Below are 20,055 nucleotides of genomic sequence, written 5' to 3' on the forward strand. Positions count from 1 at the left end.
CTGCACACCCACCGGAACAAAACCCGGCCCCGCGGCGGCGGCTCAGAAAACATTACACGCCCCCACCCCAAACCGCAAACCCACACCCCACACCCCCACAAACCACCCCAAAACAGCAGCGAGGGTCCCGCCGTACGGCGGGACCCTCGCTGACGCAATAGCTAGATGATTCTTACTGGGACAGAGCAGGTGTCTCCGGAGCTTCTTCGATGGCCTTGGGGGCACCAGTGCTGCTGAAGACCAGCTTTGCACTGTCGCCTTCGCCATCTACATCCACGTGGATGACTTCGCCCGGCTGGATCTCGCCGAACAGAATCTTCTCCGAGAGCTGGTCCTCGACCTCCCGCTGGATGGTCCGGCGCAGCGGGCGGGCACCCATCGTGGGATCGTAGCCGCGGTTGGCCAGCAGGACCTTGGCAGCGGGCGTCAGTTCGATCTTCATGTTCTTCTCCGCCAGCCGCTTCTGCAGGCGGGTCACGAACAGGTCGACAATCTGGACGATCTCTTCCTCGGTCAGCTGCGGGAACACCACCGTGTCGTCCACGCGGTTGAGGAACTCGGGGCGGAAGTGCTGCTTGAGCTCGTCCTGCACCCGGGCCCGCATCCGTTCGTAGCCGGTCTTGGTGTCCGTGCCGGACTGGAAGCCGGTCATGACGCCCTTGGAGATGTCGCGGGTGCCAAGGTTGGTCGTCATGATGATGACCGTGTTCTTGAAGTCCACGACCCGGCCCTGGCTGTCCGTCAGGCGGCCGTCCTCGAGGATCTGCAGCAGCGAATTGAACAGATCCGCATGGGCCTTCTCGACCTCGTCGAACAGCACCACCGAGAACGGACGGCGACGGACCTTCTCGGTCAGCTGGCCGCCTTCTTCGTAGCCGACATAACCGGGAGGTGCACCGAACAGCCGGGAAACGGTGTGCTTCTCGGAGTACTCGGACATGTCAAGGGTGATCAGGGCGTCCTCTTCACCGAAGAGGAACTCCGCCAGCGCCTTGGCCAGCTCCGTCTTTCCGACACCGGTCGGGCCGGCGAAGATGAAGGAACCGGACGGGCGGTTCGGGTCCTTCAGGCCGGCGCGGGTGCGGCGGATGGCCTGCGAGATTGCCTTGATGGCCTCGTCCTGGCCAATGACGCGCTTGTGGAGTTCGGCCTCCATGTGCATCAGGCGGCTGGACTCTTCCTCGGTCAGCTTGAAGACCGGGATGCCGGTGGAATTCGCCAGCACCTCTGCAATCAGGTCTTCGTCAACCTCGGCGATCTCATCCAGGTCGCCGGACTTCCAGGCACGTTCCTTAGCCGCGCGCTCATTCTGCAGCTTGCTTTCCTTGTCGCGCAGGGAAGCGGCACCTTCGAAGTCCTGGGCATCGATGGCGGATTCCTTCTGCTTCTTCAGCTCGGAGATCTTCTCATCGATTTCCTTCAGCTCCGGCGGGGCGGTCATCCGGCGGATGCGCAGGCGGGCACCGGCCTCGTCGATCAGGTCGATCGCCTTGTCCGGCAGGAAACGGTCCGAGATGTAGCGGTGCGCCAAGTGCGCCGCGGCGTCCAGGGCGCCGTCGGTAATGGATACCCGGTGGTGCGCCTCGTAACGGTCGCGCAGGCCCTTGAGGATCTGCACGGCATGGTCCACCGAAGGCTCGTTGACCTGGATCGGCTGGAACCGCCGCTCGAGGGCAGCGTCCTTCTCGATGTGCTTGCGGTACTCATCCAGCGTGGTGGCACCGATGGTCTGCAGTTCCCCGCGCGCCAGCATCGGCTTGAGGATCGATGCGGCGTCGATGGCACCTTCGGCCGCACCCGCTCCAACGAGGGTGTGGATCTCGTCGATGAAGAGGATGATATCGCCGCGGGTACGGATCTCCTTGAGGACCTTCTTCAGCCGCTCCTCGAAATCACCGCGGTAGCGCGAGCCGGCGACCAGGGAGCCCAGGTCCAGGGTGTAGAGCTGCTTGTCGCGGATGGTCTCCGGGACGTCGCCCCGCACGATGGCCTGTGCCAGGCCTTCGACGACGGCGGTCTTGCCGACGCCGGGCTCGCCGATCAGGACCGGGTTGTTCTTGGTACGGCGCGAGAGGACCTGCATGACGCGTTCCATCTCATGCTCGCGGCCAATGACCGGATCCAGCTTGGATTCCCGCGCCGCCTGCGTGAGGTTGCGGCCGAACTGGTCGAGCACCACGGAGCCGGCCGGAGCGCCTTCCTGCTGCTGGCCGCCGGCAGACACAGGTTCCTTGCCCTGATAGCCGGAGAGCAGCTGGATGACCTGCTGCCGCACGCGGTTCAGATCCGCGCCGAGCTTGACCAGGACCTGGGTGGCAACGCCCTCACCTTCGCGGATGAGGCCGAGCAGGATGTGCTCGGTGCCGATGTAGTTGTGGCCGAGCTGCAGGGCCTCCCGCAGCGAGAGCTCCAGGACTTTCTTGGCGCGCGGTGTGAACGGGATATGGCCGCTCGGAGCCTGCTGGCCCTGGCCGATAATCTCCTGAACCTGCTCGCGGACGCCGTTCAGCGAGACGCCGAGGAATTCCAGCGCCTTTGCCGCCACACCCTCGCCCTCGTGAATGAGCCCGAGGAGGATGTGTTCGGTCCCGATGTAGTTGTGGTTGAGCATGCGGGCTTCTTCTTGAGCCAGCACGACAACGCGACGGGCACGGTCGGTAAATCTCTCAAACATCTCGCACACTCCTAGCTACTGCGTACTTTGATGCTACGTGCCGATCCTCGGATTGGGATGCCTGTTCGCCCAAGGGATAATGCGCGACCAAACAGTGACGTTCCGCTCAGCCTCCGTGCGCGCGGCGGTAGGCTTCTAGAATTTCCGACTGCACGCGGCCGCGGTCACTGACGGTGTACCCGTTCTCCCGCGCCCAGGCCCGGACGGCCGAGGCGTCCTGTGTGCGGCTGGACGAGACTGCCTTCAGCTTGGCACCGCCACGGGGCTGGGCCTTGCGGGCCTTCGCAACAAACGGCTGCAGCGCGTCCCGGAGCTGCTGTGCGTGCTCGGTGGAAAGGTCGATTTCGAAATTGCTGCCGTCCAGGGAGAAACGCACCGTTTCATCCGCAGTCCCGCCTTCGAGGTCGTCAACGAGAATTACTTTTACTTCCTGCGCCACGGTGGCTCCTTTAATTGTGAGCTTTCTGAAATCCCCCTGGTCTCCCCGAAACCAATTTGATTATTGCCTAATCGGGCAATTGCGCGCAACATACGGCAATGGCTTTGTGGATTCAGCCGAGGCGTGGCCGGAACCCGCAAAGGCGCGGCATGGCCAGTTAACGGATTAAGGGGCCGGCTTGAATGCCAACCCCGTAATCCAAATGCTGATTATTGCCCTATTCAGCTCCGCCCGCGGCTTCCCGTTCCGCCTCGGCCAGAGCTTCGCGTTCTTTCCGGTCCGCGTTGAAGACCGCCTTCATCGCAAAGTAGAAAATGAGGCCCACACCGGTGGAGGGGGCCAGCACCCATAGATATTCCATCGTTATCCCAATTCAGGTTTCAGCAGCGGGAAGAGGATCGTCTCCCGGATCCCTGTCTGTGTAAACAACATGACCAGCCGGTCGATTCCCAGGCCGATGCCGCCCATGGGCGGCGCGCCGTACTCGAGGGCCCGCAGGAAGTCCTCATCCAGCTGCATGGCCTCGTGGTCGCCGGATGCAGCCTTGCGCGATTGCTCGGTGAGCCGCTCGCGCTGGATGACGGGGTCGATCAGCTCGCTGAAGGCCGTTCCGCGTTCCATCCCGCCGATGATCAGGTCCCAGGCCTCGATCAGTCCCGGCTCGCTCCGGTGCGCGCGGGCCAGCGGCTGGGCGGCCGGCGGATAATCGTAAACGAACGTCGGCTGGATCAGCTGCGGTTCGACGATTTCCCCGAACAGTTCAATAACCAGCTTCTGCCGGTCCCACTGGGGCTCCGTCTTCAGTCCGTGCTTCCGGGCTATTTCACGCAGCACTGCACCGCTGGTTTCCGGCGTGATTTCAATTCCGACAGCTTCGGAGAGGCCCGGATAAACTCCAAGCCACTTCCATTCGCCGTTAAGGTCAATCGTCCCGTTCTCGGTTTCGATGATTCGCGCGCCCACTTCGTCCGCCACATTGAGGATCATTTCCTTCATGCGATCGGCCATGACGAATTGGTCGGCATATGCCTCGTAGCTTTCCAGCGTGGTGAATTCCGGGCTGTGGGTGGAATCAACACCTTCATTGCGGAAGATCCGGCCGATCTCGAATACCCGGTCGATGCCCCCGACCACGGCGCGCTTCAGGTAAAGCTCCGTCGCGATACGCAGCGTCATTTTCTGGTCGAAGGCATTCAGGTGCGTTTCGAACGGACGCGCGGCCGCACCGCCGTGCACGAGCTGCAGGATCGGCGTCTCGACTTCGACGTAGCCGCGGCTGTGCAGCGTTTCGCGGATCGACCGGATCACCGACGCGCGGGTGTAGACCATCTGGCGCGCCTCGTCGCGGACCATCAGGTCCAGGTAGCGCTGGCGGACCCGGGTCTCCTCATTCAGGTCCGCGTGCAGCACGGGCATCGGCCGCAGCGCCTTCGAGACCATGGACCAGGATTCGGCCATCACGGAAAGCTCGCCGCGCTTGGACGAAATGACCTCGCCGCGGATGAAGACGTGGTCACCCAGATCCACCAGGTGCTTCCACGCGGCCAGTTGCTCCTCGCCCACGTTCGCCAGGCTCAGCATCGCCTGCAGCCGGGTGCCGTTGCCCTCCTGCAGCGTCGCGAAGCAGAGCTTGCCGGTGTTGCGCACGAAGACCACGCGGCCAGCGACGCCGACGATGTCACCGGTGGTTTCGTCGGCTTCCAGGTGACCGTGCTTCTCCCGGATTTCGCTCAGCGAGTGGGTCCGTTCCACGCCGACGGGATACGGGTCCGCCCCGTCCTGAACCAGCTTGGCGCGCTTGTCCATGCGCACGCGCATCTGCTCGGAAACGTCGGTTGGCTCCGCGGAAGGGGTGGGGGGGTTATGTGTGGTCACGGTACTTAAGGGTACCGGGTGTGTTTGGCAGCGTCCTATTTGGGCGGGTCAGCCCAGCCTGACGTTGTCGATCAGCCGCACGTCGCCGACCCGCGCAGCGATCAGGGCCAGCGCGTCGCCCGTGAACGGCGTGTCCTGGCAGTTGAAGGCCAGCGGCTCGAGGCTGTCCGGGTCGACGACCTCAAGATAGTCCAGGTCAACCTGCCGAACCGAGCGGATCATCGCCAAAGCACCCTCGACGTCCAGCGGCTCGTGGCGGTCCGCCTGCTCCTTCAGGTAGCTCAGGCTGCGGTGGAGCACGAGCGCGGCGGTGCGCTGGTCCGGAGTGAGGAACCGGTTGCGGCTGGAGAGGGCCAGTCCGTCGGCATCCCGCACCGTGGGCACGCCGACGATCTCCACGGGGAAGTCCAGGTCCGCGGCCATTCGGCGGACCAGGGCCAGCTGCTGGGCATCCTTCTGGCCGAAGTAGGCACGGTAGTCCGCGGGTACCGGAGGCAGTCCGTAGTGCAGCAGCTTGGCGACCACGGTGAGGGCGCCGTCGAAATGCCCCGGCCGCGAGGCCCCCTCGAATTTGGCGCCCAGCGCTCCCGAGGAGATCCGCACCATCGGCTCGCCGCCGGGGTACACCTCGTCCGCCGAGGGTGCGAACGCCACGTCCGCCCCGCAGTCGGCCAGCAGGTCCAGGTCGGCCTCCAGGTTCCGCGGGTAGCGCTCCAGGTCCGCGGCCTCGCCGAACTGGAGGGGGTTCACGAAGATGGAAACAACGACGACGTCGTTCGCCTCGCGCGCGCTCCGCACCAGGGCGGCGTGGCCCTCGTGCAGCGCTCCCATGGTCGGGACCAGGCCTAGGCTTGTGTGCCCGGCATGGTGCGACGCCGCCGCCGTGCCCAGCAGCTCTGCGCTGGCGGCATTCAGTTCGGCATAGGTGCGCGCTAGGAACGGTCTGCGGGTCACTGTTTCTCCTCCGGAGGGGTCTGGGGGTTGAGGATGTCGAGGATCTGCGCCGCCTGGCCTTCTTTCAGCCGCCCGCGGGCCAGCGCCCGCTTTGCAGTGGCCCGGGCCAGCTCTTCGTAGGCCTGGCGGATGTCCGTGCCCGTGTGCTCCAGCTCGTAATCGAGCAGTGCCTGGCGGTGCGCCTGCACCGTGCCGGCGTCGCCGCGGGCCACCGGCCCGGTCAAGGCCGCCTCGCCGGCGGCCAGGGCGTTCTCCAGGGAGGCCCGCATCAGGGCGCTGAGCAGACGGTCCGGCCGTTCCACCCCGGCGCTGCGCAACAGCTGCGCCGACTGCGCAGCGATGGTGACCAAATGGTTCGACGCGTGGGCGAGGGCGGCATGGTAGAGCGGCCGGTCCTGCTCCTCGATCACGATGGGTTCGCCGCCCATCTCCACGACCAGGGCCTGCGCGATCGGCAGCATCGTTGCCGGAGCGGTCACGCCGAAGGCACAGTCGGTGAGCCGCGTCAGGTCCAAGCTCATGCCGGTGAAGGTCATGGCCGGGTGGATTGCCAGGCCGATTGCGCCCTTCGCGCGGGCCGGCGCGAGCACCTCCACGCCGTGGCGTCCGGAGGTGTGCGCGATCAGCTGGCCCGGCTGCCAGGCGCCGGTCTCCGCCAGCCCGGCCACCAGCTCCGGCAGGGCATCGTCCGGCACCGCGAGCAGCACCAGTTCGGCCCGCTCGACGATGTCCGGGATCTCCAGCACCGGCACGCCGGGCAGCAGGAGTTCCGCCCGTTCGCGGCTGTCCTCGGAAACGGCGGAAACACCGACGACGGCGTGCCCCGCGGCGCGCAGGGCGGCACCGAGGACGGCGCCGACCTTTCCGGCACCGATCACGCCGATGCCTAGTCGTCCCGGCTTAGTGCTGTTCATCCTGCTCCTGTCCGGCGAGGCCGACGGCCTGCTGGTCCGACCGGCCCGCCGCGCCTGGGTGGGTCGGCGAGCCGGGCTGGCCCGGGTCTGCCGGCTGGTGCTCGAGCCAGCGCTCGGGAAGGCTGTGCCGGCGGGCGGCCGCGGCCCGGGCGGCCTGTTCGTCGAAGAGCCGCCGGGCCGTCGCGATGTCCATCTGGTACACGACGGGCCTGACCGGACCCATGGTGGTGTGCAGCTGCAGGTCCGCGACCCTGAGCAGGCGGGCCAACGGGCCTTGGTGCAGGGCCATCGACTGGGTTCGTTCATGCGGCACGACGGCGAGGCTGCGCCACAGCCGTCCCGAGCGGGCCAGCAGCGCCGTCCGGGTGACGGCGAAGCCGTTGCGCCGCCAGGTGAGGAAGGACAGCCACCGCACCCGGCGCGGGGAGGTGACGAAGCCGCCGTCGTTATCCTTGCCTGCAAGGCCCGCGCCGAAGACGCCGAACGGATCCTCGGTTCCGGGGTCCGGCAGCACGAGGGCGAGCATCTGCATCACGTCCTCGCGCCTGCCGACGGGCAGCAGCGTGGTGCGCGCGCCGGCATTCTCCGCGCTGACACCGTACCCGGCCACGTTGACCTTGATGCGGTACCAGTCCTTGAACCGCCAGAGCAGCGGCTGCGTGACGGCGACGGCCTGGACGCGTCCGGGCGGGACGGTCTGCGCGCGGGTCTCCAGCAGGCCGTAGCGCAGCCGGATGCCGTCCGAGGAAACGGCGGCGCGGAAGTTGTAGGCGGTGGTGAACACGCTCCAGTAGCCGGCGAGCACGGCGATCAGGCCCGGCACCAGGGCGGAGAGGATCACGCCGCTGCTGCTCCAGTCCAGGGCGTGGCCCACGACGAGGCCGGAGCCGATCACCAGGACCATGATGGCCAGTGCCACCGTCGACCCGGAAAGCAGCGCGGCCCCGACGACCCTGGGAGCGGGAATCGCCAGCACCGGGTGCTCCGGCGCCTCCTGGATCTGGTCGGGGTGCTCCGGATCGGTTTCCGCCCCCGAAGCCCGGGCCAGGATCGTGGCGCGCAACTGCTGGGCCGAGGCGAGCGGAAGGTAGGCAAGCCGCACGGCCGATTCGCCGGCGTCGGCCACCTCGAACTTCAGTTCCGCCAGCCCGAAGATCCGCCCGAGCAGCGGCTGGATAACGTCGATGGCCTGCACCCGGTCCAGCCTCGCCTGACGGTGCTGGCGGAACACGATTCCGGAGTTGACCCGCACGTGTTCGAGCGTGACCTGGTAGCGCGTGAACCACCAGGACATCAGGAATCCGCCGATCAGCAGCAGCAGGACTCCGAGGAGGATGGCGGCGGCCACGAAGCCGCGGCCCTCCGCGAGCAGCCAGAGCGGTTCGCCCCTGAAAATGGACTCGAACCAGTCGCGCCCGAAGAAGTAGGCGAGGGCGGCCAGCGCCAGCCAGCCCCGCACGAGCGGCGAGATCGGATGGACCCGGTGCCAGCTGTCTTCGTGGTCCGGCACCAGCGGGACGTCCCGGGTGGGACCGGACGGCGCCGGGACCTCGGGCCCCGGTCCCAGCGGCTCGGTCACAGCCCGGCCAGCCTTGCCTGTCCTCGCGCCGACAGCTGCTCGCGCAGTCGGGCGGCTTCGGCGGCCGGCACTCCCGGAATGGCCGCGTTGGTCTGCGGCGACGCGGTGTGCAGCTTCACCGAGGCGAGGCCGAAGGCACGCTCCAGCGGTCCGACGGCGACGTCCACGTACTGCATCCGGCCGTACGGCACCACCATGACGCGCTGGAAGAAGATGCCGCGGCGGATCAGCAGGTCCTCGTCCCGCTCGGCGTATCCGATGGCCCGTACCTGGCGCGGGATCAGCACACCCATCCACAGGCTGACCAGCAAGGTTCCCAGGCTGAGGGTCCAGGCCAGCCAGGCCGGGAAGCCCGGCCACACTTCAGTCAGCAGCAGCACCAGCGGCACGCTGGCCACCGCGACGGCGATGACCGTGCCGACCGCCCAGCCGATCAGCTGCACGGTGATGAACTTGGGCGAGACGCGGATCCAGCTGATCCCGTCCGGATCGATGGGCTCGCTACGCATACTCCCCCTCCCCTTCGGCCGGCCCGCGCTCCCGCTCCGACGCCTCCGGGTCCTCGGGAGGCAGCTTGCAGAACCGCTCGACGACCAGGCCGACGACGACCATGACCAAGCCTCCGCCCATCATAGCCAGCACCTGCAGCAACACCTCCGATGCGGGGCGGAAGGCCAGCAGCACGAGCTGGTCCACCAGAATCCCGGCGTGCCAGCCGAGCAGCAGGGAACCGGCGTAGGCGCAGGCCTGAGCGAGCACCAGGGTGCGGGCGGCGAGGATCGGGTCCAGCGGCTTCTCGCGCTTGCCGTTGCGCCAGCTGCGCACCTTCAGGCCGAGGATCAGGGTAAAGAGGACGACGGCGCCCATCGTCGCCAGGGAGCTAAGGTGCAGGACGGGCACGGGGAGCCCGTTGCGGATGGTCAGCAGGTTCGCTAGCCAGCCGAGCACGCCGGCACAGAGGGCGATGATTGCCAGCCAGCTGTACTTGATGGTCCTCACGATCGCCGTGCCCCTTAGCTAGCTGTCAACGTCCCGGTTCGAAGGGCGCCAGACCGTCCAGGTCCTCGGCAGCCGCGGCCAGTTCCCCGACCGGCACCCCGCCCAAGGTGGCGTGCGAGTCCATCCAGGCCCACGGCTGCAGCACGAATGCCCGCTCGTGCGCCCTCGGATGCGGGATGGTCAGGGTCGGCTCATCCATGGTCAGATCCCCATACGTGATGATATCTACGTCCAGCGTACGCGGGCCCCAGCGCACTTCGCGCGTGCGGTGGTGCCTATTCTCCACCGCCTGGCAGTGCGCCAGCAGTTCGTGGGGTCCGAGGTCCGTTTCCACCTCGATCACCATGTTCAGGTAATCCGGCTGGTCCTCCGGGCCGCCGACGGATTTGGTCTGCACCACGGGCGAGACGGCGCAGAGCCGCACCCGTGGCGTGTCCACGAGGTCCGCCACAGCGTGGGAGAGGGTGTCGCTGCGTTCGCCGAGGTTGCTGCCCAGCGCCAGTACTGCTTTGACGCTCATGGCCGCTCCCGGAAGATCGTGATGGTGACGTCGCCGAAAGGCACCTCGATCGGCGCCTGGGGCTTATGGACCGTTACCTCGACGGCCGCCACCGGGAAACCGGCGAGCACGTAGCCGGCGATCCGCTCGGCCAGGGTTTCGATCAGGTTTACCGGCTCGCCGGTGATGATCGCCTGGACCCCCTCGGCGAGGGCGCCGTAGTTGGCCGTGTCGGCCAGGTCGTCGCTGGCGGCTGCCGCGCGGATATCCGTGTGCAGGGCGACGTCCACAGTGAATGGCTGGCCGTCCCGGCGTTCATGGTCGAACACCCCGTGGTAGCCGACGGCGGTGATTCCGGAGAGCGCGATGATGTCCCTGCGGGCGGATCCGGCTGCCATCGGCACCACCATTACCCTGCCCAGACGGACGCGACCTTGACCGCGTCAAGGCTCGCACCGGCGTCGTGCACGCGCACGCCCCAGGCACCGTTGGCCGCGGACAGGGCGGAAATCGCCACGGTGGCGTCGTCCCGCTCCGCGGGGGCGGCCGCCTTGCCGGCTTCGGAGAGCAGGCTGCCAAGGAAACGCTTGCGGGAAGCGGCGACCAGGACCTTATGGCCGAGCTTGGTGAACTCGGGCAGCGCGCGCAGCAGCGCCCAATTGTGCTCGCCGTTCTTGGAGAAGCCGAGTCCGGGATCGAGGATCAGCAGTTCCGGCGCCACTCCGGCCGCCACGAACTTGTCCCGGAGCGCGGTCAACTCCGCCAGCACCTCGGCCACGACGTCGTCGTACCTGGCCTTCGGGTCATTATGCCGGGCCTCACCGCGGCTGTGCATGAGCACGTAGGGCACCTTGCGCTCGGCGATCAGCGCGGGCATCTGCGGGTCATAGGTCGTGCCCGAGACGTCGTTGATGATGCCGGCCCCGGCGTCCAGGGCCTTGGCCGCGGTGTCCACGTTCTTGGTATCCACGCTGATGAGGGCACCGGCCTTCGCGAGGGCCTCGATGACCGGCAGGATCCGGGCCTGCTCCTCCTCCGGAGACACCGGCTGCGAGCCGGGCCGCGTGGATTCGCCGCCGACGTCGATGATGTCCGCCCCGCCGTACAGCAGCTTGAGGCCCTGGGCGATGGCCTTGTCCGCGGCAACGAACTCGCCGCCGTCGCTGAACGAATCCGGCGTGACATTGAGGATCCCCATGACCACGCAGCGGTCCGTCGGCAGGTCCGAGAAGCTCTTGGGGCCGCGGGCCTTGCGTACCACGGGCAGGGGGGAAGTAGCCGGTCCCGTTCCGGGGACTGCAGCGAGTGAATCCATCAATCTCTACCGTTTCTGTCTTTTGGCCTTCGTCAGCGGCCGATGATCAGGCTCATGGCCTCGGCCCTGGTGGCCTGTTCCCGCAGCTGGCCGCGGACGGCCGAGGTCACGGTCCGGGCTCCGGGCTTGCGCACTCCGCGCATGGACATGCACATGTGCTCGCACTCGATCACGACGATGGCGCCCTTGGGCTCGAGGTGTTCCACGAGCGCGTCCACAATCTGGGTAGTGAGCCGTTCCTGCACCTGCGGCCGGCGGGCGTAGATCTCCACCAGCCGGGCCAGTTTGCTCAGCCCCGTCACCTTACCGTCATGCGACGGGATATAGCCAATGTGGGCGGTGCCATGGAACGGCACCAGGTGGTGCTCACACGTCGAGTAGAAGGGGATGTCCTTGACCAGCACCATCTCCTCATGGTCGAGGTCGAAGGTAGTGGCCAGCAGGTCCCCCGGATCCTGGTGCAGGCCGGCGAAGATCTCTGCGTAGGACCGGGCTACCCGTTTGGGGGTGTCCTGCAGGCCCTCGCGGTCCGGGTCCTCGCCGACCGCGATCAGAATCTCGCGGACGGCCTTCTCAATCCGCTGGAAGTCGATCGTAGCGTCGATTTCCAGCTCGGCAACAACGTCATCGTATTCGGTCACGAAAACGATCCTAGCCGGTGACGCCGCCGGGTCCCGCCCCCGGAGTACCGGGACCGGGCACCGGGGGATTCTCACCGGGCAGCTGCGGGGCGCCGGGCTCCGGATCCACGATGACGGAAGAGTGGCCCTCTTCCTCGTCATTGCTGTTCCGCCGGGCGGCGGCCTCGGCACGCTCCTTCGGGCTTACCACCGGCGGGATGTCGTGGACGGGACGGGTCTCCTTGGAGAGCCAGACGTCGCGGTATTCGCGCTTGCGGATGTCCACGAAGACCTCCGCGATCTCGCGCTGGTTCAGCGTCTCGCGTTCCAGCAGTGCCAGGGCCAGGCGGTCCAGCACGTCGCGGTTCTCAGTCAGGACGGCGTAGGCCTCGTCGTGGGCGGTGTCGATCAGCCGGCGCACTTCCTCGTCCACCACGAAGGCGACGTGGTCCGAGTAGTTGCGCTCGTGCGACATGTCGCGGCCCAGGAACGGCTCGCCGCCGCCCTGTCCCAGCTTGACCGCGCCGACGCGTTCGCTCATGCCGTACTGGGTGACCATCTTGCGGGCCGTGCCGGTGGCCTTCTCGATGTCGTTCGAGGCGCCGGTGGAGGGGTCGTGGAAAACGATCTCCTCCGCGACGCGGCCGCCCATGGCATACGCCAGCTGGTCCAGCAGCTCGTTGCGGGTCACCGAGTACTTGTCGTCCTCGGGGACCACCATGGTGTAGCCGAGGGCCCGGCCGCGCGGGAGGATGGTGACCTTGGTGACCGGCGCGGTGTAGCGCAGGGCCGCGGCGACCAGCGCGTGGCCGCCCTCGTGGTACGCCGTGATCTTCCGCTCGTGTTCCTTCATCACGCGGGAGCGCTTCTGCGGTCCGGCCATCACGCGGTCGATCGCCTCGTCCAGGGCGCGGTCATCGATCAGCTGGGCGTTGGAGCGCGCGGTCAGCAGGGCGGCCTCGTTCAGCACGTTGGCCAGGTCCGCGCCGGTGAAACCGGGGGCGCGCTTGGCCAGGGCGCGCAGGTCGACGTCCGGAGCCATCGGCTTGCCGGCGGCGTGGACCTGCAGGATCTGGTGGCGGCCGTCGAGGTCCGGCGCCTCCACCGCGATCTGGCGGTCGAAGCGGCCCGGACGCAGCAGCGCGGGGTCCAGGACATCCGGGCGGTTGGTCGCGGCGATCAGGATGACGTTGGTCTTGACGTCGAAGCCATCCATTTCGACGAGCAGCTGGTTCAGCGTCTGCTCGCGCTCGTCATTTCCGCCGCCGACGCCGGCGCCGCGGTGGCGGCCGACGGCGTCGATCTCGTCAACGAAGATGATGGCCGGGGCGTTGCTCTTGGCCTGCTCGAACAGGTCGCGGACGCGGGACGCGCCGACACCGACGAACATCTCGACGAAGTCCGAACCGGAAATCGAGTAGAACGGCACGCCTGCCTCGCCCGCAACGGCGCGGGCCAAGAGGGTCTTGCCCGTGCCGGGAGGGCCGTACAGCAGCACGCCCTTGGGGATCTTGGCGCCGAGCGCCTGGAACTTGCCGGGCTCCTGCAGGAATTCCTTGATCTCGTGCAGTTCCTCGACGGCCTCGTCCGCGCCGGCCACATCGGCGAAGGTGACCTGGGGCATGTCCTTGGAGATCAGCTTGGCCTTGGACTTGCCGAACTGCATGACCTTGGAGCCGCCGCCCTGCATGCGCGAGAGCAGGAACCAGAAGATCAGGCCGATGATCAGGATAGGCAGGATCAGGCTGATGAAGCTCATGAACCAGTTGTTCTCCACAGGCTGGTCCGTGAAGGTATCAACCTTGGAGGCGTTGATGGCCTGCACGATGTCCGGACCGCGGTCCGTGCTGTAGAAGAAGGTGATGCTGCGGCCCTTGTTGACGTCGTCCTGGACGAAGTCATCGCGCAGGGTCAGCTCGACGCTCTGGGCGCCGTCGTTAATCCGGGCCTGCTCCGCCTTGTTCTCGCGGAGAAGCTGCAGGCCGACGCTGGTGTCCACGCGCTCGGACTGCGGGCCGGCGAGGTTCGGCACGGCAATCAGCAGGATGGCCAGAACCAGCACGATCCAAATGATCGGCCCCTTGAAAATGTTCTTCAATTTCATGCGACTAAGGGCACTGGGCCCGTCCCTCCTGCTGTTCTGCGCGTGGTGTGACTCGTCTAGTCATACACCCGTCCGAGGTAAATCACGCACGGCGGGCAAGAATAGTTCCCTCTCGGCGTACAAGCAAGCATTTGCACGCGTTTCGCCGGCCGTGGTTTTCCGACGGCTCCCGGTGGTCTTCCGCTGGCCCTCCGGGTGTCTTACTCGTAGACGTGCGGAGCCAGCGTTCCGATGAAGTCCAGGTTGCGGTATTTCTCCGCGAAGTCCAGCCCGTAGCCGACCACGAACTCGTTGGGGATCTCGTAGCCGACATACTTCACGTCAATCTCTACCTTCGCGGCATCCGGCTTGCGCAGCAAGGTGCAGATTTCCACCGACGCCGGGCCGCGCGAGAGGAGGTTGGTCTTCAGCCACGACAGGGTCAGGCCGGAATCGATGATGTCCTCGACGATGAGCACGTGCTTGCCCATCAGGTCCGTCTCAAGGTCCTTCAGGATCCGGACCACGCCGGAGGACTGGGTGCCGGAGCCGTAGGAAGACACGGCCATCCAGTCCATCTTGAGGTGGCTGTGCAGGGCGCGCGCCAGGTCCGCCATGACCATGACCGCACCCTTGAGCACCCCGACGATCAGCAGGTCGCGGCCCTCGTAATCCTTGTCGATCTGCGCGGCGAGTTCGGCGACGCGCTGCTGGATTTGTTCCTTGGTGTAGAGGACGTGCTTGAGGTCAGCCTGGACGTCGTTCGAATCCACCGGATACTCCCATTACTAAGATGTGGTGACACTGGCTAGGGGCCAGTTGCTCTAAAAACAAGATTGCCATAGCCGCGCTCGTCTTGTGCAAACTTCTCCCCGCGGACCTTGCGGTACACGCTGACTTTCCCGGCCAGCTGCACCGGTCCGGCAGACCCCTTCCGCCGCAGCAGCGCTTCCGCCGCGAGCAGCCTTTCGTAGCTGGGGTTCTCCCCGCCGAGCTGGGCAGCGGCACGCGCGATGACGCGCTGCTTCATCGCCTCCGGCAGCTCCGCCAGGCCCTCCCGGTCCAGTTCGATGCCTGCAGCCGTGACGATGTGCAGCCGCTGGTACTCCCGCTCGGCGAGCTCTTCGAGGTAGTCCGCGTCCTGGCGCAGGATCCGTCCGGTCCGCCAGAGCGCCTCGGCGACGCCGGGGCCCAGCCGGTCTTCGAGGAAGGGCAGCACCTCGGTCCGCACCCGGGAGCGCAGGAACTTCGGGTCCCGGTTGGTGGGATCGTGCCACGGCTCGAGGCCCGCCACGGCGCAGAGCTCCTCGGTGTCGCGGCGGCGCAGGCCCAGGAAGGGGCGCAGGTACTTGCCGCGGCGGGCCGGCATCCCGGCAAGGGACCGCGTCCCCGAACCGCGGCCGAGGCCGAGCAGCACCTGTTCGGCCTGGTCGTCGAGGGTGTGCCCGAGCAGGATGGCTGCCGCGCCGGTCTCCTCGGCCGCCCGGTCCATGGCCTCGTAGCGGGCCGTGCGGGCCGCGGCCTCGGGGCCCATGCCCGGCCGGTCGACCTCCACTTGGCGCACCAGCACGGGGTCCAGTCCCAGCGCGCCCGCCTGGTCGGCGGCCCGGCGGGCGACGTCCGCGCTTCCCGGCTGCAGACCGTGGTCAATAACGACGGCGCCCACCCGCCACAGCTGCGTCCCGTCCCGCAGGGGGCGGGCGAAGTAGGCGGCCACCGCCGCCAGCGCCAGTGAATCGGGACCGCCGCTGCACGCAACGAGCAGCAGCGGAGGGGCCGGCCGTCCGGCTTGGTCCGTTCCCTGCGGTTCCAGCAGTTCCAGGGCCGAGCGGATGTGGTTGCGCGCGGTGCCGACCAGCGGGTGGAGCCGCGGCCTGCGCGGGAGAGCCTCCGGGGCGGCACCGCTCATGGGCGGCTTTGGTCCATGCGGCTGATCCAGCGGTCCGGGTTGTGGATTTCGTCCTCGGTCGGCAGGTTCTCCTCGCGCTGCCAGACCTGGTTGAAGCCCTCCATGCCGATCTGGTCCACCACGGCCCGGACGAACCTGGCGCCGTCGGTGTACTGGCGGGCCTTCGCGTCCAGCCCGAGCAGCCGGCGCATCAGGTTCTCCACCGCGCCCCTGCTCTTGCTGCGGGCGTTGAAGCGCTGCCGGATGGTCTTGACCGTGGGGACGACGGAAGAATCCACCGCGTCCATCACCACGTTGGCGTGGCCCTCGAGCAGGCTCATGACGGCCGTCAGGTGCGAGAATACGGCCTTGTCCTCGGGATCCTGGAAGAGGTCGATGAGGGTCCCCGCACCGCCGGCGACCGCCGCGCTGTCCGGGCTGCCGGCGCCGTTGCTGGTCCCCTGCAGCGCGTCCTTGCCGCCGGCCACCACGGCCCGTGCCGCCTGCTGCAGCCGCTCGGCGAAGGTGTCCGCCTTGGCCACCAGGCCGGAGGACAGCTGGCCGATCTGCTGCATCATATGGTCGCGCAGCCATGGCGCCGCGGCGAATTGCACCCGGTGCGTCTGCTCGTGCAGGCAGACCCAGAGCCGGAAGTCCGCAGGCTCCACGTTCAGTTCCCGCTCCACGGAGATCACGTTGGGCGCCACGAGCAGCAGCCGCCCGCCCGCAGGCCCGCCGGGCAGCAGGGCGCAGAAGGGATCGTACTGGCCGAGCACCTTGCTGGAGAGGAAGGACAGGATCGCCCCCATCTGGGTGCCGGTCAGCGTGCTGCCGACGGCGGTGGCGGCGCTCTTGAGCTGTTCGGGCTTCTTGCGTGCCAGCTCCTCCAGTGCCGGCTGCAGCAGCGCCTCGAAGCTGCGGGCGTTGGCCTTGGACCATTCCGCGCGGTCCACCACCAGCACCTGGGAGTCGCGCAGGTCCCGGGCGGCGTCCAGTCCGGTGATCCGGTGCACGTGCTCCACCGACACGTCCGCCAGTTCGCGCAGGTTGGCGACGGCCTCCCGGATCTGCCCGTCGGAAAGTTTCGGTCCCGCGGGCGTCAGCTTGGCAGCCGTGGTAGCAGCCAGCTCCCAGTTGACCAGCCGGGGCGGATTTTCGGATACGGACGCAGGAGTCTCCATGCCCCCATCAGATCACAGGAACGCCGCCCCGGTCACCGGCCGTTCGCCCAGCGGTGAACCATTCCCCGGCGGGCATCTTTACCGGCAGCCGCAGCCTGCCAGGACGGCCGCGGCGCGGTCCAAGGCCTCCCGGGCGGGCTCGGCCGGACCCTGCAGGCCGTTGGCCACGAACGCGAAAACGAATATATGCCCTTCGGCGGATACTGCGTAGCCGCCCAGCGACGTCACCGCGTTGAGCGTCCCGGTCTTCGCCCTGACCAGTCCCGCACCGGCCTCCGCTTTGTCGGTGAAGCGGTCGCTCAGGGTCCCGTTCAGGCCCGCGACCGGCAGGCCGTCCAGCGCGGCGCGGAGATTCGGGTTCTCCCCGTTCGTGATCTCGCGGACGACGGCGGCGATCTGGGCCGCGGAGACACGGTCGCCCAGCGAGAGGCCGGAAGCGTCGGTAATCAGCAGCCCGTCCATCGGGATCTCCAGCTGGCCCAGGGCCTCCTTGATGGCCTCGGTGCCGCCTCCGAAGGAGCCGGGTTTCCCGCTCGCCAGCGCCAGATTGCGCGCCATGACTTCAGCTACGTAGTTGTCCGAACGCAGCAGCATGTAGTTGACCTGTGCGGCCACCGTCGCGGACTCGACGGAGGCCAGCACCGGAGCCTCCTTGGTGGCGCGGCCGCGCACCACATTCGGGGCGACCTCAATGCCGCGGCCGGCTACGGCGTCGGCCAGCGCGTCGCGGAAGGCCGAAGCGGCGGACAGTGCGGGATCCGCCGCGTACGCGCCCGTGCCGTCGGCACGCTCCCGCCCGCCGTTGACGGCCAGGGCGTGGACCGGTCCGATTTCGCCGGCCTGGACGTCCTCGCGTGCCCACGCCGGGCTGATGGCCGGACCGGCGAACAGCGAATCATCCAGCTGCACCGTGAGGTCGCCGCTGTATTCGCCCGTATCGATTTCTTTCGCGGCCGCCTCGGCCAGGGTCTTGAGTCCGGCCCGTCCCCGGACCTCGCCAGGCCGGGATTCCCCCGCGCCGAGCAGGACGTCGCCCCCGCCCCGCAGCACAACGGCGCCGGGCGAACTGCCGCGGACGACGTCGGTGCGCAAGCGCGTGTCCGCCCCCATCGTGGAGAGGGCGGCGGCAGCGGTCAGCAGCTTCATGTTGGACGCCGGGATCCTGGGTTCGGAGCCCCGGCGGTCGTAGACCACTTTGCCGGTGGACGCCTCGATGACGATCGCCGTCACGTCTCCCTCGCCGTCGTACTTCAACGCCCCGTCCAGCGCCTTGCCGAGCGCCTTGGCATCAACGGCCGGCGCCGCCGGACGGTCCGTCGCGAGGAGCGGAGCCGCGGAGAGCGTGCGCGGCCCCTGCTGCGCGGGCGGCGTGCTGATAACCGGCTGCGGCCCGGTGTCCGGCCATTGGATGGCCTGCGCCAGGTTCAGCCCGAGGGGCAGGGCGAGCACGGCAAACACCGCCGCCAGCAGCAGCGAGGTGAGCACACGCCACCCACGGCCCATTGATCCCCTCCCCCGGCTTCCCGCAAGACAAACCAGCGCCCCAGCTTCGGTTCGCCGTAGCACAGCATGGCCAAATGACGGACCGCTGCTTGGGGAGCTATATCGTTAAGCCTAGACCGGCGTGGCGCCACGGCCCGTCCACCGCGCCCACGCCTTTACAGCAATGTCACCGTATTCCAAGGAGCCTGCCATGCAGCACGATGTGACGATCGAGATCCCCAAGGGATCGCGCGTCAAGTACGAGATCGACCACGAAACCCACCGCCTGCGGCTGGACCGGGTGCTGTTCACCTCGATGCAGTACCCCACCCACTACGGCTACTTCGAGGACACCCTCGGCGAGGACGGGGATCCTTTGGACGCCCTGGTCATGCTGCAGGACTTCGATCTCCTGCCGGGCGTGCTGGTCGAGTCCCGTCCGATCGCCGTCTTCAACATGACGGACGACGGCGGCGGCGATGCCAAGGTCCTGTGCGTGCCGGCCGACAAGCGCTTCGACCACATCCAGGAGCTCTCCGACGTGCCGGAGTTCCTGGTCAAGGAGATCGAGCACTTCTTCACCCGCTACAAAGATCTGGAGCCGGGCAAGTGGGTCAAGGCGGAGGGCTGGTCCGACCGCGCCGCCGCCGAGGCCGAGCTTGAGGCGTCCATCAAGCGCTTCGCCGCGCTGGGCGAGGAGTCCGCGGCTGACGAGCCGCAGGGCCGCGATGTGGACGGCGGCACCGCGGACAGCAGCGAGGCACAGGGCCGCACGCTCTAGCCCCGCCTCAGCGCGCAACATCAACCACGACGGCGGTCCGGGCCGAAAAAAGCGCCCGGGCCGCCTTTCGTTGTCCTCCACACGCGGGATAACAACCGAAATCAGTTGATTCGGCCCGGTCGTTGGTCATACTGGTGCCATGTACGTGCTGACCATCAACCAGCGGGATTCGCGGGAAGTCGGCGACCTTGTGCCGGAACTGACCAAGGCGCTGCGGCACCTGCCCGCCGCCATCGCCTTCCAGCGTTCGGTGGGGGATGAAGCAATCGGGGTCGTCGAGGACGCGAAGACGGCGATCGATGCCGCCCTGATCGCGCTGCGGAACCGGCGGTGGCACGTGGGGATCGGCGTCGGCGAAATCCGCCAGCCCTTGCCGGAAGAGATCGGCCAGGCCGAGGGTTTCGGCCTGGTCTACGCCCGGCGCGCCGTCGACCGGGCCCGGAAGACGGGCGAACGGGTCCCGCTGGCGGTCGAGGGTCCGGACGCCGAGGTGGCCGCCGAGGCCGAGGCCGTGCTCCGGCTGATCGGCCAGATCGTCGCCACCCGCACCGAGGCAGAGTGGAAGGTGCTGGACCTGCTGACCCCCGGCGCGCGCGGCCAGCAGAAGTTCATTGCCGAGGTCCTGGGCATCACGACACAGGCCGTCAGCAAGGCCGTGGTCCGCTCGCATTGGGCCGAGGAGTGGGCCTGCCGCCCGGCCGCGGCCCGCCTCCTGGACCTGATCTACGGACCAAAATCGCTCCCACCTGCGGCTTTACCGTATCGGTGACCT

20 protein-coding genes are annotated in these 20,055 nt (G+C 67.7%); 2 read left to right on the top strand and 18 right to left on the bottom strand.

All coding sequences use genetic code 11. From position 1 onward, the window contains the following. Nucleotides 1-172: 172 nt before the first annotated feature. The 18 genes from WFH44_RS14130 to dacB form a co-directional block, all read right to left on the bottom strand. Entirely contained in the window at nt 173-2,674 is a 2,502-nt protein-coding gene (locus WFH44_RS14130; RefSeq protein WP_336714560.1) for an ATP-dependent Clp protease ATP-binding subunit, read from the bottom strand. A 106-nt stretch (nt 2,675-2,780) separates the two neighbouring features. Next, nucleotides 2,781-3,113 carry a histone-like nucleoid-structuring protein Lsr2 gene (locus WFH44_RS14135; protein WP_336714561.1) on the bottom strand — a complete coding sequence of 111 codons (333 nt, stop codon included), beginning with the start codon at nt 3,111-3,113 and terminating at the stop codon, nt 2,781-2,783. 217 nt (nt 3,114-3,330) lie between these two features. Then, a complete protein-coding gene (locus WFH44_RS14140) occupies nt 3,331-3,474 on the bottom strand; it encodes a hypothetical protein (protein ID WP_264794898.1) in 144 nt (47 codons plus the stop codon). A 2-nt stretch (nt 3,475-3,476) separates the two neighbouring features. Next, nucleotides 3,477-4,931, bottom strand: a complete 1,455-nt coding sequence (lysS, locus tag WFH44_RS14145; RefSeq protein WP_336714851.1) for a lysine--tRNA ligase — start codon at nt 4,929-4,931, stop codon at nt 3,477-3,479. 105 nt (nt 4,932-5,036) lie between these two features. Further along, nucleotides 5,037-5,942, bottom strand: a complete 906-nt coding sequence (gene panC, locus WFH44_RS14150) for a pantoate--beta-alanine ligase (RefSeq protein WP_442892914.1) — start codon at nt 5,940-5,942, stop codon at nt 5,037-5,039. Next, nucleotides 5,939-6,856, bottom strand: a complete 918-nt coding sequence (locus WFH44_RS14155) for a Rossmann-like and DUF2520 domain-containing protein (protein ID WP_336714562.1) — start codon at nt 6,854-6,856, stop codon at nt 5,939-5,941. Before WFH44_RS14155 ends, panC begins: the two co-directional genes overlap by 4 nt. Further along, complete coding sequence (locus WFH44_RS14160) at nt 6,843-8,435, bottom strand: PH domain-containing protein (RefSeq protein WP_336714563.1); 1,593 nt, start codon at nt 8,433-8,435, stop codon at nt 6,843-6,845. Before WFH44_RS14160 ends, WFH44_RS14155 begins: the two co-directional genes overlap by 14 nt. Next, nucleotides 8,432-8,944: a PH domain-containing protein gene (locus WFH44_RS14165; protein ID WP_336714564.1), complete on the bottom strand. Its 513-nt coding sequence runs from the start codon at nt 8,942-8,944 to the stop codon at nt 8,432-8,434. Before WFH44_RS14165 ends, WFH44_RS14160 begins: the two co-directional genes overlap by 4 nt. Further along, complete coding sequence (locus WFH44_RS14170) at nt 8,937-9,434, bottom strand: DUF3180 domain-containing protein (protein ID WP_336714565.1); 498 nt, start codon at nt 9,432-9,434, stop codon at nt 8,937-8,939. Before WFH44_RS14170 ends, WFH44_RS14165 begins: the two co-directional genes overlap by 8 nt. A gap of 25 nt (nt 9,435-9,459) precedes the next feature. Continuing rightward, nucleotides 9,460-9,954: a 2-amino-4-hydroxy-6-hydroxymethyldihydropteridine diphosphokinase gene (gene folK / locus WFH44_RS14175; RefSeq protein WP_336714566.1), complete on the bottom strand. Its 495-nt coding sequence runs from the start codon at nt 9,952-9,954 to the stop codon at nt 9,460-9,462. Further along, on the bottom strand, nt 9,951-10,331 hold the full coding sequence (gene folB / locus WFH44_RS14180; RefSeq protein WP_336714567.1) for a dihydroneopterin aldolase: 381 nt from the start codon (nt 10,329-10,331) through the stop codon (nt 9,951-9,953). Before folB ends, folK begins: the two co-directional genes overlap by 4 nt. Before the next feature lie 11 nt (nt 10,332-10,342). Next, nucleotides 10,343-11,248: a dihydropteroate synthase gene (gene folP, locus WFH44_RS14185; RefSeq protein WP_336714568.1), complete on the bottom strand. Its 906-nt coding sequence runs from the start codon at nt 11,246-11,248 to the stop codon at nt 10,343-10,345. A gap of 32 nt (nt 11,249-11,280) precedes the next feature. Continuing rightward, entirely contained in the window at nt 11,281-11,889 is a 609-nt protein-coding gene (gene folE, locus WFH44_RS14190; protein WP_336714569.1) for a GTP cyclohydrolase I FolE, read from the bottom strand. A gap of 10 nt (nt 11,890-11,899) precedes the next feature. Next, complete coding sequence (gene ftsH / locus WFH44_RS14195; RefSeq protein ID WP_336714570.1) at nt 11,900-13,972, bottom strand: ATP-dependent zinc metalloprotease FtsH; 2,073 nt, start codon at nt 13,970-13,972, stop codon at nt 11,900-11,902. A 200-nt stretch (nt 13,973-14,172) separates the two neighbouring features. Then, a complete protein-coding gene (gene hpt, locus WFH44_RS14200) occupies nt 14,173-14,724 on the bottom strand; it encodes a hypoxanthine phosphoribosyltransferase (RefSeq protein ID WP_336714571.1) in 552 nt (183 codons plus the stop codon). A 35-nt stretch (nt 14,725-14,759) separates the two neighbouring features. After that, a complete protein-coding gene (gene tilS / locus WFH44_RS14205; RefSeq protein ID WP_336714572.1) occupies nt 14,760-15,860 on the bottom strand; it encodes a tRNA lysidine(34) synthetase TilS in 1,101 nt (366 codons plus the stop codon). Beyond that, nucleotides 15,857-17,020, bottom strand: coding sequence for a zinc-dependent metalloprotease (locus tag WFH44_RS14210; protein ID WP_336714573.1), 1,164 nt, complete (start codon nt 17,018-17,020; stop codon nt 15,857-15,859). The genes tilS and WFH44_RS14210 overlap by 4 nt, the downstream gene beginning before the upstream one ends. 78 nt (nt 17,021-17,098) lie before the next feature. After that, a complete protein-coding gene (gene dacB / locus WFH44_RS14215) occupies nt 17,099-18,523 on the bottom strand; it encodes a D-alanyl-D-alanine carboxypeptidase/D-alanyl-D-alanine endopeptidase (protein WP_336714574.1) in 1,425 nt (474 codons plus the stop codon). Between the two features lie 190 nt (nt 18,524-18,713). Here dacB and WFH44_RS14220 point away from each other — a divergent pair, with 190 nt between their 5' ends. Together WFH44_RS14220 and WFH44_RS14225 are read left to right on the top strand one after the other, a co-directional pair. Beyond that, a complete protein-coding gene (locus WFH44_RS14220) occupies nt 18,714-19,283 on the top strand; it encodes an inorganic diphosphatase (RefSeq protein WP_264794884.1) in 570 nt (189 codons plus the stop codon). A 139-nt stretch (nt 19,284-19,422) separates the two neighbouring features. After that, nucleotides 19,423-20,052, top strand: coding sequence for a hypothetical protein (locus WFH44_RS14225; protein ID WP_336714575.1), 630 nt, complete (start codon nt 19,423-19,425; stop codon nt 20,050-20,052). Nucleotides 20,053-20,055: the final 3 nt, after the last annotated feature.

It is taken from the genome of Arthrobacter sp. USHLN218, assembly GCF_037144715.1.
In the GTDB taxonomy this organism is placed as follows: Bacteria; Actinomycetota; Actinomycetes; order Actinomycetales; family Micrococcaceae; genus Crystallibacter.

What these genes read in the sequence shown, in the direction of transcription:
- WFH44_RS14130 (WP_336714560.1), bottom strand. Translation starts at nt 2,674, where the DNA reads ATGTTTGAGAGATTTACCGACCGTGCCCGTCGCGTTGTCGTGCTGGCT.
- WFH44_RS14140 (WP_264794898.1), bottom strand. Translation starts at nt 3,474, where the DNA reads ATGGAATATCTATGGGTGCTGGCCCCCTCCACCGGTGTGGGCCTCATT.
- lysS (WP_336714851.1), bottom strand. Translation starts at nt 4,931, where the DNA reads ATGCGCGTGCGCATGGACAAGCGCGCCAAGCTGGTTCAGGACGGGGCG.
- WFH44_RS14155 (WP_336714562.1), bottom strand. Translation starts at nt 6,856, where the DNA reads ATGAACAGCACTAAGCCGGGACGACTAGGCATCGGCGTGATCGGTGCC.
- WFH44_RS14165 (WP_336714564.1), bottom strand. Translation starts at nt 8,944, where the DNA reads ATGCGTAGCGAGCCCATCGATCCGGACGGGATCAGCTGGATCCGCGTC.
- folK (WP_336714566.1), bottom strand. Translation starts at nt 9,954, where the DNA reads ATGAGCGTCAAAGCAGTACTGGCGCTGGGCAGCAACCTCGGCGAACGC.
- folB (WP_336714567.1), bottom strand. Translation starts at nt 10,331, where the DNA reads ATGGCAGCCGGATCCGCCCGCAGGGACATCATCGCGCTCTCCGGAATC.
- folP (WP_336714568.1), bottom strand. Translation starts at nt 11,248, where the DNA reads ATGGATTCACTCGCTGCAGTCCCCGGAACGGGACCGGCTACTTCCCCC.
- ftsH (WP_336714570.1), bottom strand. Translation starts at nt 13,972, where the DNA reads ATGAAATTGAAGAACATTTTCAAGGGGCCGATCATTTGGATCGTGCTG.
- tilS (WP_336714572.1), bottom strand. Translation starts at nt 15,860, where the DNA reads ATGAGCGGTGCCGCCCCGGAGGCTCTCCCGCGCAGGCCGCGGCTCCAC.
- WFH44_RS14210 (WP_336714573.1), bottom strand. Translation starts at nt 17,020, where the DNA reads ATGGAGACTCCTGCGTCCGTATCCGAAAATCCGCCCCGGCTGGTCAAC.
- dacB (WP_336714574.1), bottom strand. Translation starts at nt 18,523, where the DNA reads ATGGGCCGTGGGTGGCGTGTGCTCACCTCGCTGCTGCTGGCGGCGGTG.
- WFH44_RS14220 (WP_264794884.1), top strand. Translation starts at nt 18,714, where the DNA reads ATGCAGCACGATGTGACGATCGAGATCCCCAAGGGATCGCGCGTCAAG.
- WFH44_RS14225 (WP_336714575.1), top strand. Translation starts at nt 19,423, where the DNA reads ATGTACGTGCTGACCATCAACCAGCGGGATTCGCGGGAAGTCGGCGAC.